We start from the raw sequence: 15,674 nt of genomic DNA, 5'->3' as shown, positions 1-15,674 counted from the left end.
TTATATAATATAGAAAAATTATTACATTCAAGAGGTACAAATTCGATGCGACGTGAAAAAGAGCTGTTAAAACAATGGAAGGCGGATTTGCAAGCTGTTCAAGAAGAGAAAAGGTTGAGAAAACAAGCTAAGAAAAAAAATAAGAAATATAGCATTCCAGGTAATGTGGCTGAATTTATGAATGGTAAGGATACGTATCGTAAAGAGAATGGGGTATGGAAAAGCAGAAATAAATAACGGTAGGGTAAATAAAGGGATCCAACTCATAGCAATTTTTGTAGGCGCTGTCGTAATCGATATAGCGTCCTATTTGTTATTAAAGAAAGATAAGAATAAACGTGTAGCATTTGCTAAAGAAGAGTTTGAGACTTGGAAGAAAGAAAATAACGATAAGGAGAGTGAATGTAAATGATTACTGAAGTTAGAAAAACAATATCAGGTACAGAGTATTGGGATAACGAAAAGAAGAAGAGTCTATTTGTGTCAACTGGTGAAGAACCAGGATTTGAAGTAACGGTTAATCCTGAGAGCATGATTGCAGATAAAGGATTTGCAACAGGAGGGTATTTGACTAAAGATAAGTTAGTAATTGGTGAATCAGGAACCGAGTTTATCTTAAGTAACAAGACAGTAAAAGAATTACGTGAGTATGCTGATGAGCTAGGCATTGAGATTCCTTCTGATATTAAAAAGAAAGAAGACATCATTGAATTGCTATCATGAAGTACTGTGACTTCAATGGCTGCCATAATAAGATAAGTAAAGGACGTTACTGTGGGGAACATAAGCGTAACAAACCAAGGAAGAAGAAAGATAAGAAGAACATCTACCATCATGATAACAAACCATTCTATCGAACTGATGCATGGAAGTATGTTAGGTCAAAGGTATACGAAAGAGACAATGGCTGCTGTCAGCGATGTGGAAGGTTCGTCTTTGGTCGAAGTGCTCATGTTCACCACGTAATACCAATCAAAGAAGATCAAACTCTTAAATTAGAAGAGAATAACCTCAGATTACTTTGTCCAGTTTGTCATACAATCGAAGAAAATGAAGATAAACCGAAAAAAGTATTTCCGAGTTATTTTGGAAGCCCCCCTATCAAAAATTAAAATTTCCTCTTTGGGGAGGATAGGTAGCTTGGGGGCACATCAATGGTTGCACGATGTTGAAAAAAGTAAGGGGGGTGTGAAAATGGCTTATATGTCGAAAAAGAAAAGGCTAGAAATGTTAGATGTGGCAAGGGATGAAGAGCGAAATAGAATCATACAATTATTGACTGAGGAGGACAATTTTACACCTTTCTTAGAACCACTACTTGAAAATTATGTAGATGCTTTTATCATTTATAAAACGATGTTTGAAGAATGGAAAGAGGATGGGTTTCCGCCTACAAAAACGCATCAGAACAAGGCTGGCGCAATCAATGTGATGAAGCATCCGCTCGCACAGCAGGTAGAAACCTGGAATGATAAGAAGAATAAAATGCTAGAAGCTCTCGGAATGACGAATAAGGGGAAAAGTCTACAAAAAGCGTCCCAAAATGAAAAAAATAGCCTATCTCATGAACCAAAAGATGAATTAGCAGTTCATCGAGCCAAATGGCGGAAATCTACATGATGATTAAACTAGGCGTGAACTATGCGGATCAGTATGCAAGTCACGTCATGGAGCATAAAAAGAAATACCCGAAATCGATCATTCTTGCGGTAGAGCGATATAAGAAGTGGAAAAAAAGAAAAGATATTTGGTTTGAAGTAGATCGAGCAAATGAAATGTTAGATTTCGTTCAATCTTTCATCCGCCATGTGAAAGGACCACTGGCCGGTCAATTGATGGAATTAGAATTGTGGGAAATGTTTGTCTTTGCTAATATGTATGGTTGGTATCGTAAAAATGAAAAAGGGAAAGATGTCCGTGTTGTTCGAGAGGCCTATGTGCAAGTGCCAAAAAAGAATGGGAAAACAATTATTGCCGCAGGTGCACTGCTCTATGCGATGTATGGAGAACTGGAACTGGGAGCGGATTGTTATTGTGCAGCATCTGATTATGAACAAGCACAAAATGCAGCGGAACCTATTGCGCAAGCAATAGAAAACTCGGAACCGTTGGCACGACATACACAGGTGTATAAAGGAATCAATGGTACAGTGAGTGGTGCCATGTACCGATATCATAAAAATGGTATTGCTTATCAGAATAAATTTAAGGTATTAACTAAAAACACGAAGGGTCTTGAGGGAAAGAACCCCTATTTTGTATTGAACGATGAGTTACATGCACAAGAAAATATGGACATGTACGATAATTTAAAATCTGCCCAGGTATCTCGTGAACAGCCCATGATGCTGAATATTTCAACAGCGGGTAAAGGTTCATCGAGTGTTGGGATGCGTGTCTATAAACTAGCAAAAGAAGCGCTAGAAAAAGATAATGATGATCCTTTATTTGTTGCGATTTGGGAGCCAAATAAAAAGTATGATTGGGAAGATCGTAAAGTGTGGGAAATGGTGAACCCGAATATTGGTGTTTCCGTTACAATGGAACAACTCGAGAATGAGTATAAAAAAGCACAACAATCCGCACACTCAAAAGCAGAATTTCTATCCAAACACTTAAATGTTTTCGTAAATGGTGCTGATAATTATTTTGAACAGGATCAAGTACAACATGTTCTTGTGGAAGATTTGGGTGATCTGACCGGGGAAACTTGTTATATCGGTTTGGATTTATCCAAAACAACAGATTTAACATGTGTCAGTTTGAATTTTCCTACACACGATGAGGAAGGGACATCCATTTTGAAAGTAAAACAGATGTATTTTCTTCCAAACGACAAGGTTGATTTTAGGGAAAAGGAAGACAATGTTCCTTATACAAGTATGGTGGAACGTGGTTTTGCCATGTTTTGTGACGGAAAGATGATTGACCAGGATCAAGTGATGGCATATATCGTTGCATGCATGGAGTTGTACGATGTACAACAAATCAATTATGATCCAGCGATGTCTCAAAAATTAATCGAGAAGCTTGAAAATCTCGGCTTAGAGTGCATTGCAGTCAATCAGTATCCAAACGTGATGAACGCCATGCTGGATGATACAGAGGTACTCCTGTATGAAAAACGTTTATTTACAGACAATCCATTATTTGTCTATTGCGCTCTGAATGTGGTGGTTGTGACAAATATCAACGGAATGAAAGCACCAAGTAAGCGGCAGTCCAAAAAGAAGATTGATGGATTTGTGGCCTTTTTAGTTGCCCATAAAGAAACAATGATGTTGCTGGACGATGTGAGTGAAGAAGGAATGGATGCATTAATTGGTGAGATTTATAGGTAGGAGGTGGAAAATTGGGTTTACGAGATCGGTTTTCAAATTTTTTATGGAAACAAGCGGAAAAGCGTGGCTATCTTGACGATGTGTTAGGAAAAAGTATTCGGTATGGTGGCGTGTATGTAACGGATTCTAATATTTTACAATCTAGTGATGTGTACGAATTATTGCAAGATATCAGTAATCAAATGGTATTGGCTGATATTGTTGTGGAGGATGAATGTGGTAATGAAATAAAAGATGATGTTGCACTTCGTATTTTAAAGAACCCGAATGATTATCTCACACAATCTGAATTCATTAAGTTAATGACCAATACCTATTTACTCGAGGGAGAAACGTTCCCTATATTGAATGGAAATCAAATACATCTAGCTTCTAATGTTTTTACAGAGTTAGATGACAATTTAATAGAGCATTTTCACATTGGTGGGCAAGAGATTCCACCATTTATGATTCGACATGTGAAAAATATTGGCTCCGATCATTTGAGAGGGAAGGGAATTCTTGATTTAGGAAGAGATACACTAGAAGGTGTGATGTCAGCTGAGAAAACGTTAACGGACAAATATAAAAAGGGTGGACTATTAGCATTCTTGTTACAGTTGGATGCTCATATTAATCCGCAGAATGGTGCGCAGTCCAAGTTAATCAATGCCATTTTAGATCAACTGGAATCCATTGATGAATCAAGGTCTGTTAAAATGATTCCGCTTGGAAAAGGGTATAGCATTGATACACTGAAAAGTCCGTTAGATGACGAAAAGACGCTAGCATACTTAAATGTATATAAAAAGGATTTGGGTAAGTTTCTAGGCATAAATGTGGATACATATACAGAGCTAATCAAAGAAGACATTGAGAAAGCAATGATGTATATCCACAACAAAGCGGTGAGACCCATCATGAAAAATTTTGAAGACCATTTGAGTCTTCTTTTTTATGGGGAAAATTCGGGGAAACGAATCAAATTTAAGATGAATATTTTAGATTTTGTTACGTATAGCAACAAGACAAACATCGGTTACAACCTGGTACGTACGGCTATTACTTCACCTGATAACGTTGCCGGTATGCTTGGATTCCCGAAACAAAGTAGACCTGAAACGCAAGCAATATATATTTCAAATGATATAACTGAAATCGGTAAGAAAGAGGCGGCGGATGGTCTGTTGAGGGGAGGTGAAAAGAATGAAAATCGAAGTCAGAGGTAACCAAGTCATACTAGATGGTTATGTAAATGTTGTGGATAGAGAAAGTCGCCTATTGCCTTCTCCAAGGGGGTATTTCAAAGAAAGAATTGTCCCAAAAGCGTTTGAAAAAGCGTTACAGAAAGCAAAAAATGTAGACTTGCTGTTTAACCACGATAAAAACAAAAAGCTTGGTTCAACCCAAGACGGAAATCTGGAATTGTATGAAGACAATATTGGGTTACGAGCTATTGCTACAGTTACAGATGAACAAATAATTGAGAAAGCAAGGAATAAAGAATTACGTGGTTGGTCATTTGGTTTTGTTTCTGAAAAAGATTCATGGGAAGAAGGTGAATCTGGAGTGCAAAAGCGTTCGATTGAAGAACTAGAGCTGTTAGAAGTATCTATTTTGGATATGACACCAGCCTATGTTGCCACTTCGATTGAAACTAGAGGCGAACAGACAGCTATGATTGAAATGAGAAGGGAAGAAACAGCGGTACAAACAGTTGTGGACGAAGAAAGGGAAGAAAGAAATCATTTGATTCAACAAATAAAAACTGTTTTGGAGGGAATATAGGATGAAGGTAAAAGAAATTTTAAATGCATCTTTAACAAGAACAAAATCTAGATTAGCAGAATTACAAAGTAAAGTTGAAAAAAATGAGGTGCGTTCAGAAGAATTAACAGCTGTAAAAGCAGAAGTAGAGCAATTAACATTAGAGGTACGAACGATTTCAGAAGAATTAGCAGCACTAGAAGAGGAAGAAAAGGAAGAGGATCCAGACAAAAAGAAAGATGATGATCTAGAGAAAAAAGGAGATGCAGAAGCCAAAGAAAATCCGGATGCAAAAACGGAACTGTCAGAAGAACAACGTTCTGTTATTTCAGCATCTATCGCAGCGGCTCTTTCTACGAAAGGTCATACATCTACAATCAACAAAGAAAAGGAAACTCGTTCCGCTTTTGCGAACTATATTGTGGGGAACATTGATGAAACGGAAGCTCGGGCTTTAGGTTTAGTTACTGGAAACGGTTCTGTTACGATTCCAGATTTCTTAAGTAAAGAAATACTTACGTATGCACAAGAAGAAAATTTCTTACGCCGATTAGGGACAGGTGTAAAAACAAAAGAAAATATTAAATACCCTGTTTTAGTGAAAAAGGCAGAGGTACAAGGTCATAAAACTGAGCGAACAACGAATGAAATACCAGAAACGGATATTGAATTCGATGAAATCGAACTATCTCCAATAGAATTTGATGCGCTTGCTACGGTAACGAAAAAGTTATTAGCACGTACAGGGTTACCAATTGAACAAATTGTGATGGACGAATTGAAGAAAGCTTACGTTCGGAAAGAAATTCAATACATGGTACATGGTGATGAGAAAGACAATGTAAATGATGGGGCATTAGCAAAGAAAGCAGCTGTATTTCAAACGGATGAGAAAGATTTATACAATGCATTGGTAAAAATGAAAAATACACCAGTGAAAGAAGTGCGTAAAAAAGGTCGGTGGGTATTGAATACTGCAGCACTAACAAAAATTGAAACCATGAAAACAGATGATGGTTTCCCATTACTTCGTCCATTCAATCAGGCAGAAGGCGGAATTGGTTACACGTTATTGGGCTTCCCTGTGGAAGAAGAAGATGCGATTGATGTTCCTCGTGTGCCAGATACACCAGTTTTCTATTTTGGTGACTTCTCTAAGTTTTATATTCAAGATGTGATTGGTTCATTAGAAGTACAAAAGTTAGTGGAGTTATTCGCACGTACAAACCGTGTTGGTTTTCGTATTTGGAACTTATTAGATGCACAACTTATTCATTCGCCATTTGAAGTTCCCGTTTATAAATATGTGTTGAGTGGAGTAGCGACACCCTAATCAGCCGCTTCCAATTGGCGAAGCGGTAATCGGTAAGAATTTAATCATTGAATAGGAGAGCGAAAAGAATGGTAAACACAAAAGAAGCATTAAAAGCAGTGTTTGTAACTGGGTATACACCGAAGCAACAAGATTTTACTGATTTGATTGATGTAGCAGGAGCGCAAGGTCCTAAAGGGGATAAAGGAGACAAGGGAGAGACAGGAGTTGCTGGTGCGGAAGGTGCTGACGGAAAAAATGGAACAAATGGCACTGGAGTGAAATCTATTTCTTTGACTGTTGATGGCACTGGAAAAGTAACAGGTGGAATATGGATTGGAACAGATGATAAGTCAAATAGTATTACCATCAATAGTTAGTATGGGGAGGAACTATGAATAATCTAATTGCTAAGTTAAAATCACATATTCATTGGGAAGAGGGCATGGATGATTCTATGCTCTCTTTTTATATAAAACAAGGTCAGCGATATGTAAAAAAAGCATGTGGAAAAGAAGCTGAATACCTGGTCATTATGTGCGCAGGTATTTTTTATGAATATCGTGTGGCGGAAAAAGAATTAGAACAGGCTTTAGATGCTTTAACACCATTCTTTGTCCAGGAGGTGTATGATGCTGAAGAGGAAGACGAATAAACTCAAATGGATGGGTGAGCTACTGAAATTAGGAGAAACCATTGACCCGGAAACAGACCGTGTTGTGATGGGATATCCGTTCGAACGGAACATTCGTTATAACAATATTGGCGTTACGGCTACGGATAAATTTACAACGACAGATACGAATGAAATCATAAAGAAAATAGAGGTTCGTATCGATAGGGATATGGAAAATAATCAAAAGGATTACCGTGTAAAAGTTGGCGGCCGTATCTATAATATTGAGCGCATTTATGTACGTGAAGAAGACCGATTGATGGAGGTGTCATTGTCCTATGCAAATTAATTTTGAGCAATTACGAACGCTTATGAAACAAACGGGCATTCCAGTATATCGTGATGAAGCCCCTACAACAGCAAACTATCCTTATATTGTGTATGAATTTGTGAATGAGCAGCATAAGAGAGCTTCTAATAGGGTCCTAAAGGATATGCCACTTTATCAAATTGCAGTTATTACAAACGGAACTGAAAAAGATTATGAGCCATTAAAGGCTGTTTTTAACGAAGCAGGCGTGTCGTATTCTCAATTTGATGGAATGGGTTATGATGAGAACGACGACACTATCACACAGTTTATAACGTATGTGAGGTGCATTCAGTAATGGCTTCAAATAACAATGGTTTTGCTGAAGCTTTAGAAGATATGAATACGCTATTACGAGTGAATAAAAAGGTGGAACTAGATGTATTAGACGAAGCAGCGAAGTATTTTGCTAGTAAATTAAAACCGAAAATCAAAGCATCCAATAAAAACAAACGGACACATTTAAGAGATAGCCTAAAGATTGTTGTGAAAGATGATCGTGTATCTGTGGAATTTAAAGATGAAGCTTGGTATTGGTATTTAGTTGAACATGGCCATAAAAAAGCAAATGGTAAGGGTCGTGTGAAGGGATTACACTTTGTTCAGAATACCTTTGATGCCGAAGGTGATCGGATTGCTGATAAGATGCTGCAAAAAATAGTAAATAGAATGTGAGGGTGATAGACATGCCAATTGAAAATAAGGACATTCAATATACGGTAGGGATTGAAGATTTATATCTGTGCTTGATGAAGGGGACGGAAACGTCTCAGACGATGCCAACGTACGAGGATACCATTTATCAGCAAACCAACATTACAGATTTAACAATTTCGACGACATCTACTAATTTTACAAAGTGGGCATCTAACAAAAAAATTATTAACATTGTCAAAAATACAGCGTTTGGATTAGCTTTTAATCTTGCTGGTTTAAACCGTGAAGTAAAGGATAAACTCTTCGCCAAAGTGCGTAAAAAAGGTGTCTCTTTTGAAACCGCAAAGCCGAAAGCATATCCGAAATTTGCAGTAGGTGTTGTATTTCCTCTGAATGATGGAACCAAGCTTGTTCGTTGGTATCCAAAATGTACAGTCGCACCAGTAGAAGAATCTTGGAAAACACAAAATGAAGAAATGACAGTGGATGATATTGCCTATACGATTACAGCTGATCCGCTACTGTACAATGATGTTACGCAGGCTGAATTGGATACAGGTCATCCAGAAGCAAAAGGAATCAAAGTGGAGGATTTCTTAAAACAAGTGATTTGTGATGAATCGCAACTGGCTGGTCTAGGTGGAACGACTGAAACAGGTAAATAAGGAGGGGCATTATGGCGCGTTTAAGTGATTTAGTAAATGTAAATATAACTAGAAATAGCATTCAGATACAGGGTGTTTCAATCCCTGTTGTTTTTACTTTTGAATCTTTCCCTTATGTGGAAGAAGCATACGGCACGCCCTATCATGAATTTGAAAAAGAAATGAATGATATGTTAGCAAAAGGTCAATTTAGTTTGGGAGAAAATGAAGCGAAATTGATGCGTGCATTAATTTATGCGATGGTACGTAGCGGCGGTACGGAATGTACATTAGATGAATTGAAAGGTGCCATTCCTATGAATGATTTACCTGACATCTTCATCGTTGTCTACGAAATTTTCAGTGGCCAAACGTTCCAGTATTCTGATATGGAGAAGCTGAAGCAAGAAAAAAAGTAAAAAACATACTGACGAAAAAGGATGAATCTCAGTCGGAACTCGACTGGGATTTTTATTTTTATGTCGGTAATACGTTGCTGGGTTTAAGTATGGATGACTTCTGGAAAATCACACCTGCCCATTTTCTGAAACAATTCATCATGCACCTCAGATATAACAATCCGGATGCATTACATGAGCAGAAACCAAAACAAATCTACACGTTAGATCAAACACCATTTCTATAAGAAATGAGATGAGAAAGTGCCAGGGAATAGTAAAGAAAGAAACGTTGTTCTCAATTTTAAAATGGATGGTCAAGTTCAGTATGCAAATACATTGAAACAAATCAATATGGTTATGAATAATGCAGCGAAAGAATATAAAAATCATATTGCAGCAATGGGCCAAGATGCAACGATGACGGATAAACTTCTTGCTGAAAAGAAGAAGCTTGAAATTCAAATGGAAGCAGCCAAGAAACGTACAGCTATGTTACGTGCTGAATATCAAGCTATGTCTAAAGACACAAGTACAACCGCCGAACAACTCAATAAAATGTACGGGAAGTTGCTTGATGCAGAACGTGCTGAAACTTCTCTTGATCATGCAATGAAAAGAGTGAATGAAGGTCTTTCCGAACAAGCAATTGAAGCGAGGGAAGCACGTGGAACTTTATTGAATTTACAAGAGGATTCTAAGAAGCTTGAAGCTGAACAGAAGCGTTTGACAAGTTCATTCAAACTTCAAAATGCTGAATTAGGTCAAAATGCTAGTGAAGCGGATAAGTTAGAATTAGCGCAGAAACAACTACGTCAGCAAATGGAAATGACTGATAGGGTCGTCCACAACTTAGAACAACAATTAGGTGCAGCAAAGCGTGTGTATGGTGAGAACTCTACTGAAGTGCAGCAACTTGAGACTAAATTAAACCAAGCCAAAACGACAGTAAAGCAATTCGAAAACTCTTTACAGAGTGTCGGGCGAAGTGGTTCACAAGCTGCTGATGGTATGGCTGAAATCAATAAGAAACTTGATAGGAACAATGTAATGGAAGCCACTGAAGTTCTACAAGGAATATCTGAAAAGTTAATTGAAATGGGAAGGTCAATTGTAAATACAGCAATAGAGTTTGATGGATCACAGAGGAAAATTCAAGCTTCATTAGGATTAACTGGGAAAGGTGCCGAAAACCTTCAAAAGATTGCTGTTGATACTTGGAAAAAAGGTTTTGGTGAAAATCTGGAAGAGGTAGACAATGCACTGATAAAGGTCTATCAAAATATGCGCGATGTTCCACATGAAGAATTACAAGGTGCATCGGAAAACGTTTTGACATTAGCTAAAGTTTACGATGTTGATTTAAACGAAGCGACTCGTGGTGCAGGGCAGTTGATGAGTCAGTTTGGTTTATCAACACAGGAAACCTTTGACTTACTGGCTGCCGGTGCTCAAGAAGGTCTTAATTATTCAGACGAGTTATTTGATAACCTCTCTGAATACGCGCCTTTATTCAAACAAAGTGGTTTTAGCGCGCAAGAAATGTTTACCATTCTTGCGAATGGGACAAAAAATGGTTCGTATAATCTGGATTATATTAATGATCTTGTGAAAGAATTCGGTATTCGTGTACAGGATGGGTCGAAAGGTGTTTCTGAGGGGTTCGGTGGTTTATCAAAAGAGACACAAAACGTATGGAAGTCATTCAATGAGGGAAAGGGAACCGCAGCGGATGTGTTCAACGCTGTATTAGGTGACCTGCAAAAGATGGATGACAAAGTAAAGGCAAACCAGATTGGTGTTGCCTTATTTGGCGTGAAATGGGAAGACATGGGCGCGGCAGCGGTATTAGGATTAAATGATGTTCATGGTGGTCTTGGTGATGTAACTGGCCGTATGGATGAAATGAAGAAACTTCAGGAAGAATCTTTGGGGCAGCAATTCCAAAAAGCAGTAAGAGAAACACAGGCTGCGTTAGAGCCACTTGGAAAGAAATTTGCAGAATTAGCGAAAGATATTTTACCTCCAATTGTTGATGGAGTTAAATCTGTAATGGACTGGTTCAGTAAGTTGTCTGAAGCTGATCAAACACTTTTAATCGTGATGGGTGCATTAAGTACAGCGTTTATTATTCTAACTCCAATTGTAGCAGCTCTCGCTGTTTCATTTGGTGCGTTGAATCTGGCGTTTTTACCTGTGATAGCTACCATTGCAGCAGTTTCCTTGGTGATAACTGGTATTATCATGTTAATAAAAAACTGGGGTGCCATAACTGACTGGCTTTCTGAAAAGTGGTCACAATTTTCATCCTGGTTTGGTGGATTGTGGTCTAGTATAGTTCAAGTCTGTAGTGATGGTTGGTCTTCTACAGTTGAGTATTTCTCAGAAGCCTGGTCTTCTTTTGTGGAAATGCTGCATAGTTTCTTTGACCCCATAGGTCAGTTTTTTAGTGATTTATGGTCTGGAATTGTCGAAACAGCATCGTCTTGGTGGTCGAATCTTGTCACAACTGCATCAAGCTTGTGGGGAGCATTGACACAAGCCTGGCAAGATACTTGGAATACGATACTGACCGTCTTAGATCCTATTATTTCGGCAGTTTCTACGATACTAGAAGCGGGATGGTTGCTGATACAGGCAGGTACACAAATTGCCTGGGCAGCCATAAGTAAGTACATGATTGATCCGATTACTGAGGCGTATAACTGGTGTAAAGAAAAGCTCGGTGAGCTTGTTTCTTGGTTAAACTCACAATGGGAAACAGCGAAATCTTATACACTCACAGCATGGAATTTGGTAAAACAGTATGTGATTCAACCGGTTCAAGAATTGTGGGATTGGACGAAAGGAAAGATTGGGGATTTAGTATCATGGGTGAATTCAAACTGGGAAACATTAAAATCCTACACACTTTCAGCGTGGAATGTAGTCAAACAATATGTTATTCAACCAGTTACAGATGTCTATCATTCAGTCAAAGAAAAATTTGGTGAAATGTATACCAGTGCAAAAGAGAAATTTGACGCTGTAAAAAATGCAGCGATGGAAAAATTCGAAGCAGCTAAACGTTTTATTATTGATCCAATTAAAGATGCGGTGGAAAAAGTGAAGGGATTCATTGATAAAATCAAAGGGTTTTTCAATGATTTGAAATTAAAGATTCCGAAACCGGAAATGCCTAAAATGCCACACTTCAGTCTGCAGACTAGTACGAAAAATATTTTGGGTAAAGACATTACTTTCCCATCTGGTATCGATGTCCAATGGCGTGCAAAAGGAGGTATCTTTACTAGACCTACCATTTTCGGTATGAGTAATGGTCAGTTGCAAGGTGCAGGAGAAGCGGGGCGAGAAGCAGTTTTACCGTTGAATAAAAAGACACTAGGTGCGATTGGGGAAGGGATTGCAGCAACGATGTCTACGGAACCAACTATCGTCAATATTTATAATCCTTCCGTAAGAGAAAATCGTGATATCGACCGCATGGTTGGAAAAATAGATGATGCACTGGCTCAAAAAGGACGTCATGCAAAAATAGGAATCGGGAGGATGACTTAATTGTTGGATATAGGAATCGATCATGAATTAGCAAGTAGCTACGGATTAGGTTTAGTAGGTCGTCCAGTAATCCCAACGGCAAAACAAAAGGTAGAACACATAGAAATACCAGGACGACACGGTTCCCTTACGAAGAAAGGTGCATATGAAAATATCCCTCTTAAGGTGAAATTCAATATGTTGGAAAAGGAGAATATAAAGCTCTTTCTACGACGTGTAAAACCCTGGTTATTACAGGGAAAAACACTCTTTTTTACAGATGACGATGTATATCGGAAAATTAAACATGTTGCAATAGGCGATGTTGTAAATGAAATCGAAGAACACGGTGAATTTGAGGTGGATTTCACGCTAGATCCCTTTGTATATACAGAAGAGGTAAACCTAAAGCTCACCAAACCAGGTGTTATGTATAATCCAGGTACAATGGAATCTGAGCCTAAGCTATGGATTGTGGGAAATGGTACGTTCCGGATAACGATCAATGACGTCTCTTTTCAAATAAAAGATGTGAATGGTTCGGTTGTCATAGATTCAGAAGTACTGGAAGCATATACCGATACAATCGCAATGAACGACAAAATGATAGGAGACTTTCCGATATTGAAAATAGGAGAAAATAAAATAGAGTGGTCAGGTGCCATTCAATTCATGTCAATCAAGCCAAGGTGGAGATATATATGATTGTGTTGTATCAGCCAAATGAGACGGATTTTACACACAACGGCATTGGGGCTTTGGATAAAGATATTTATCATGCAACTGTTGAGGAAGAACTCAATGGTTTATTTGTATTTTCATTTCGTTATCCATTGTTTGCGCCGCATGGTCTGGAAATAGAGGGAATGAGTATTATTAAAGTTCCAACGCCTGATGGAGATCAATTATTTCGCGTCGTAACGCCGAAAGTCAGTATGGGAGAGATTACAGCGCAATGTTATCACATTTTTTATGACCTAACAGAAAATCTGATTGAAGACATTTTTGCGGAAACAACAAATGGGAATGGGGCGATGAATCGTATAGTAGCAGGATGCCAATACAAGCATCCTTTTACTTTTTATTCTGATGTCCCTACTATTGCAAGTGCACGTATTGTCCGTAAAAATCCTGTAGAAGCATTATTGGATTCTAGTCAAGACAATTCATTTGTGAATCGTTGGGGCGGCGAATTAAAACGAGATAATTTTGATGTGAAGATGCTACTAAATCGCGGTATGGATCGTGGAGTAGTGATTCGCCATAAGAAAGATTTAGTAGGATATGAAGGGAATGTGGATTGGAAAAGTCCTACAACTAGAATTATGCCACAAGGTTTTGATGGGTTATTTCTTCCTGAAAAATATGTGGATAGCCCACTTATAAATAAGTATCCTCATCCTAAAATTAAAGTGGTTGAATTTAAACATATTAAAGCGGCTATTGGTGAAAATGCTGATGATGAAGATGCAGTTCCGTTAGAAGAAGCATATAGATTATTACGTCAAGCAGCTAAAGATATGTTTACGATTCAAAAAATCGACCAACCTAAAGCAACGTATACCATTACGTTTCAGGAGTTATCACAAACGGAAGAGTATAAGGATTATAAGCATTTACAACGTGTGTATATGGCAGATACCGTTACAGTAATCCATGAAGAAGATGGGATTTCGATCAAGGCGAAGGTAATTGCGTATAAGTATGATCCCATCAAAAAAGAGTATCTGGACATAACGATTGGGAATTGTAAAGAGGCATTTACGGACATTTCTAGTAAAGTAGACATGGTGCAAGAAGAGTTATCCAATATGCCAAGCTCTATTTTGGATGCAGCAAAAGCAAATGCTACAAGTCTTATTAACTCAGGATTCGGAGGACATGTCCGTATTTATCCAGATTGTATTTTAATTATGGATACGAAAGATGAAAAGAGTGCGAAAAAAGTTTGGCAGTGGAACTTGAATGGATTAGGGTATTCTTCCACAGGTGTGAATGGACCATATGGAACTGCCATTACAAGTGATGGTAGAATTGTTGCTGATTTTATTACGGCGGGTACGTTAAGTGGGAATCTTGTACAAGGCGGAGAAATAACAGGGGCAACATTACGAACTTCAGATAGTGTCAACTATGTCAATATTTCAAAGCAATTTATCCGCCTGTATGAGTCTTCTAAAACAAGGGTGTTTGTCGGGTACTACAAAAATAGTAGAAATGAAATACAACCCACTCTTATTTTAGGTGGGAATTCCGATTCTACTGGAGCGAATGGCGCTATTATGGTGTACCAATTCTCAGATACGAGCGTTAAGTCTGGTGGAATCGGAATTACAAAAGGACTCGAGGGCAATGGATACTTGAATGCAGCTTCTTTATACTTTTCGCAAACAGGGAATGCAATGCTTGACGCTGATAAAATGATTGTTCTAAATGCTCAAAGTGAAATGAGGTTTAAAGTCAAAGATCAGTTTCGCTTTTATCGGAATGATAATTGGATTGCAAGTATTGGGACTTCATCCGGAGGAGATACAGACATTATGCTCCCAAGTGCGATGATACGAAATTCGAGTTACGAAGATGGGTATATCCAAGTGAAAACCGCTCTTGGGACCTATTATCAGGGTGTCATTGCTTCTGATTTTAAAGTGGCTTCCAAAGTAATGTTTAAAACAAACATTAGGCCGATTACAAGTAGTATATTAGAAAAGGTAATGGCCTGGGATATTAAACAATATAATCTGAAAACGGACATTCCGAAGCTCTATGAATTGCGTATGAACCGTGGGGAAGGAGAGCCAACTATCACTACTGAGGCAATTCCTACTCATTATGGTTTCGTTATTCCGAAAGAATCGGAGGAAAATGGAGTTGGTTTATATGGAATACTTTCACAACTTACCAGAGGGTTTCAAGAATACGTGACAAAAACAGATGCGAGATTAGAAGAAAGTGAGCCGATATCACGAAAAGGAAATGTAAGACACCGGAATAAGCAAAAACGGCAGAGAAGGCCACCTAGACATGTGAAAAGGACAAGATAGAAAGAGGTG

General features: G+C 38.2%; 19 protein-coding genes. All 19 read left to right on the top strand.

What is annotated here, in order from left to right:
• Window positions 1-45 precede the first annotated feature (45 nt).
• The 19 genes from MHI28_RS16495 to MHI28_RS16405 all read left to right on the top strand — a co-directional run bounded on the left by MHI28_RS16495 (window position 46) and on the right by MHI28_RS16405 (window position 15,665).
• A complete protein-coding gene (locus tag MHI28_RS16495; RefSeq protein WP_006929842.1) occupies window positions 46-237 on the top strand; it encodes a hypothetical protein in 192 nt (63 codons plus the stop codon).
• The gene (locus MHI28_RS16490) at window positions 209-412 is read left to right on the top strand and encodes a hypothetical protein (RefSeq protein WP_006929840.1); all 204 of its coding nucleotides are present in this window, start codon (window positions 209-211) and stop codon (window positions 410-412) included. Before MHI28_RS16495 ends, MHI28_RS16490 begins: the two co-directional genes overlap by 29 nt.
• Window positions 409-723, top strand: coding sequence for a Rho termination factor N-terminal domain-containing protein (locus MHI28_RS16485; RefSeq protein ID WP_098939715.1), 315 nt, complete (start codon window positions 409-411; stop codon window positions 721-723). Before MHI28_RS16490 ends, MHI28_RS16485 begins: the two co-directional genes overlap by 4 nt.
• Complete coding sequence (locus MHI28_RS16480; protein WP_277548061.1) at window positions 720-1,112, top strand: HNH endonuclease; 393 nt, start codon at window positions 720-722, stop codon at window positions 1,110-1,112. The genes MHI28_RS16485 and MHI28_RS16480 overlap by 4 nt, the downstream gene beginning before the upstream one ends.
• Window positions 1,113-1,194: 82 nt before the next feature.
• The gene (locus MHI28_RS16475) at window positions 1,195-1,620 is read left to right on the top strand and encodes a P27 family phage terminase small subunit (RefSeq protein ID WP_340828448.1); all 426 of its coding nucleotides are present in this window, start codon (window positions 1,195-1,197) and stop codon (window positions 1,618-1,620) included.
• Window positions 1,617-3,341, top strand: coding sequence for a terminase large subunit (locus tag MHI28_RS16470; RefSeq protein ID WP_340828098.1), 1,725 nt, complete (start codon window positions 1,617-1,619; stop codon window positions 3,339-3,341). The genes MHI28_RS16475 and MHI28_RS16470 overlap by 4 nt, the downstream gene beginning before the upstream one ends.
• Window positions 3,342-3,352: 11 nt before the next feature.
• Window positions 3,353-4,549, top strand: a complete 1,197-nt coding sequence (locus tag MHI28_RS16465) for a phage portal protein (RefSeq protein WP_340828097.1) — start codon at window positions 3,353-3,355, stop codon at window positions 4,547-4,549.
• Window positions 4,527-5,108: an HK97 family phage prohead protease gene (locus MHI28_RS16460; protein ID WP_340828096.1), complete on the top strand. Its 582-nt coding sequence runs from the start codon at window positions 4,527-4,529 to the stop codon at window positions 5,106-5,108. Before MHI28_RS16465 ends, MHI28_RS16460 begins: the two co-directional genes overlap by 23 nt.
• Before the next feature lies 1 nt (window position 5,109).
• Window positions 5,110-6,420 (top strand): phage major capsid protein, encoded by a 1,311-nt coding sequence (locus MHI28_RS16455; RefSeq protein WP_340828095.1) that lies wholly within the window; start codon window positions 5,110-5,112, stop codon window positions 6,418-6,420.
• Between the two features lie 68 nt (window positions 6,421-6,488).
• Window positions 6,489-6,779 carry a collagen-like protein gene (locus tag MHI28_RS16450; RefSeq protein WP_340828094.1) on the top strand — a complete coding sequence of 97 codons (291 nt, stop codon included), beginning with the start codon at window positions 6,489-6,491 and terminating at the stop codon, window positions 6,777-6,779.
• Window positions 6,780-6,793: 14 nt separating this feature from the next.
• Window positions 6,794-7,054: a head-tail connector protein gene (locus MHI28_RS16445; protein WP_340828093.1), complete on the top strand. Its 261-nt coding sequence runs from the start codon at window positions 6,794-6,796 to the stop codon at window positions 7,052-7,054.
• Window positions 7,032-7,364, top strand: coding sequence for a hypothetical protein (locus MHI28_RS16440; protein ID WP_340828092.1), 333 nt, complete (start codon window positions 7,032-7,034; stop codon window positions 7,362-7,364). Before MHI28_RS16445 ends, MHI28_RS16440 begins: the two co-directional genes overlap by 23 nt.
• The gene (locus tag MHI28_RS16435) at window positions 7,354-7,683 is read left to right on the top strand and encodes a hypothetical protein (RefSeq protein ID WP_340828091.1); all 330 of its coding nucleotides are present in this window, start codon (window positions 7,354-7,356) and stop codon (window positions 7,681-7,683) included. The genes MHI28_RS16440 and MHI28_RS16435 overlap by 11 nt, the downstream gene beginning before the upstream one ends.
• Window positions 7,683-8,060: an HK97-gp10 family putative phage morphogenesis protein gene (locus MHI28_RS16430; protein ID WP_340828090.1), complete on the top strand. Its 378-nt coding sequence runs from the start codon at window positions 7,683-7,685 to the stop codon at window positions 8,058-8,060. The genes MHI28_RS16435 and MHI28_RS16430 overlap by 1 nt, the downstream gene beginning before the upstream one ends.
• Window positions 8,061-8,071: 11 nt before the next feature.
• Window positions 8,072-8,707, top strand: coding sequence for a phage tail protein (locus MHI28_RS16425; protein WP_340828089.1), 636 nt, complete (start codon window positions 8,072-8,074; stop codon window positions 8,705-8,707).
• Window positions 8,708-8,718: 11 nt separating this feature from the next.
• Complete coding sequence (locus MHI28_RS16420) at window positions 8,719-9,105, top strand: hypothetical protein (protein WP_340828088.1); 387 nt, start codon at window positions 8,719-8,721, stop codon at window positions 9,103-9,105.
• Window positions 9,106-9,348: 243 nt separating this feature from the next.
• Window positions 9,349-12,642 (top strand): phage tail tape measure protein, encoded by a 3,294-nt coding sequence (locus tag MHI28_RS16415; RefSeq protein ID WP_340828087.1) that lies wholly within the window; start codon window positions 9,349-9,351, stop codon window positions 12,640-12,642.
• Window positions 12,643-13,326: a phage tail domain-containing protein gene (locus MHI28_RS16410; RefSeq protein WP_277546752.1), complete on the top strand. Its 684-nt coding sequence runs from the start codon at window positions 12,643-12,645 to the stop codon at window positions 13,324-13,326. It abuts the gene before it with no gap.
• Window positions 13,323-15,665 carry a phage tail spike protein gene (locus MHI28_RS16405; protein WP_340828086.1) on the top strand — a complete coding sequence of 781 codons (2,343 nt, stop codon included), beginning with the start codon at window positions 13,323-13,325 and terminating at the stop codon, window positions 15,663-15,665. The genes MHI28_RS16410 and MHI28_RS16405 overlap by 4 nt, the downstream gene beginning before the upstream one ends.
• The last annotated feature ends 9 nt before the right edge of the window (window positions 15,666-15,674 follow it).

The organism is Bacillus sp. FSL K6-0268 (genome assembly GCF_038005425.1).
GTDB classification, from domain to species: domain Bacteria; phylum Bacillota; class Bacilli; order Bacillales; family Bacillaceae_G; genus Bacillus_A; species Bacillus_A thuringiensis_S.
Note: the sequence above shows the minus strand (reverse complement) of the source record. Positions and strands in the feature narration are given on the sequence as shown.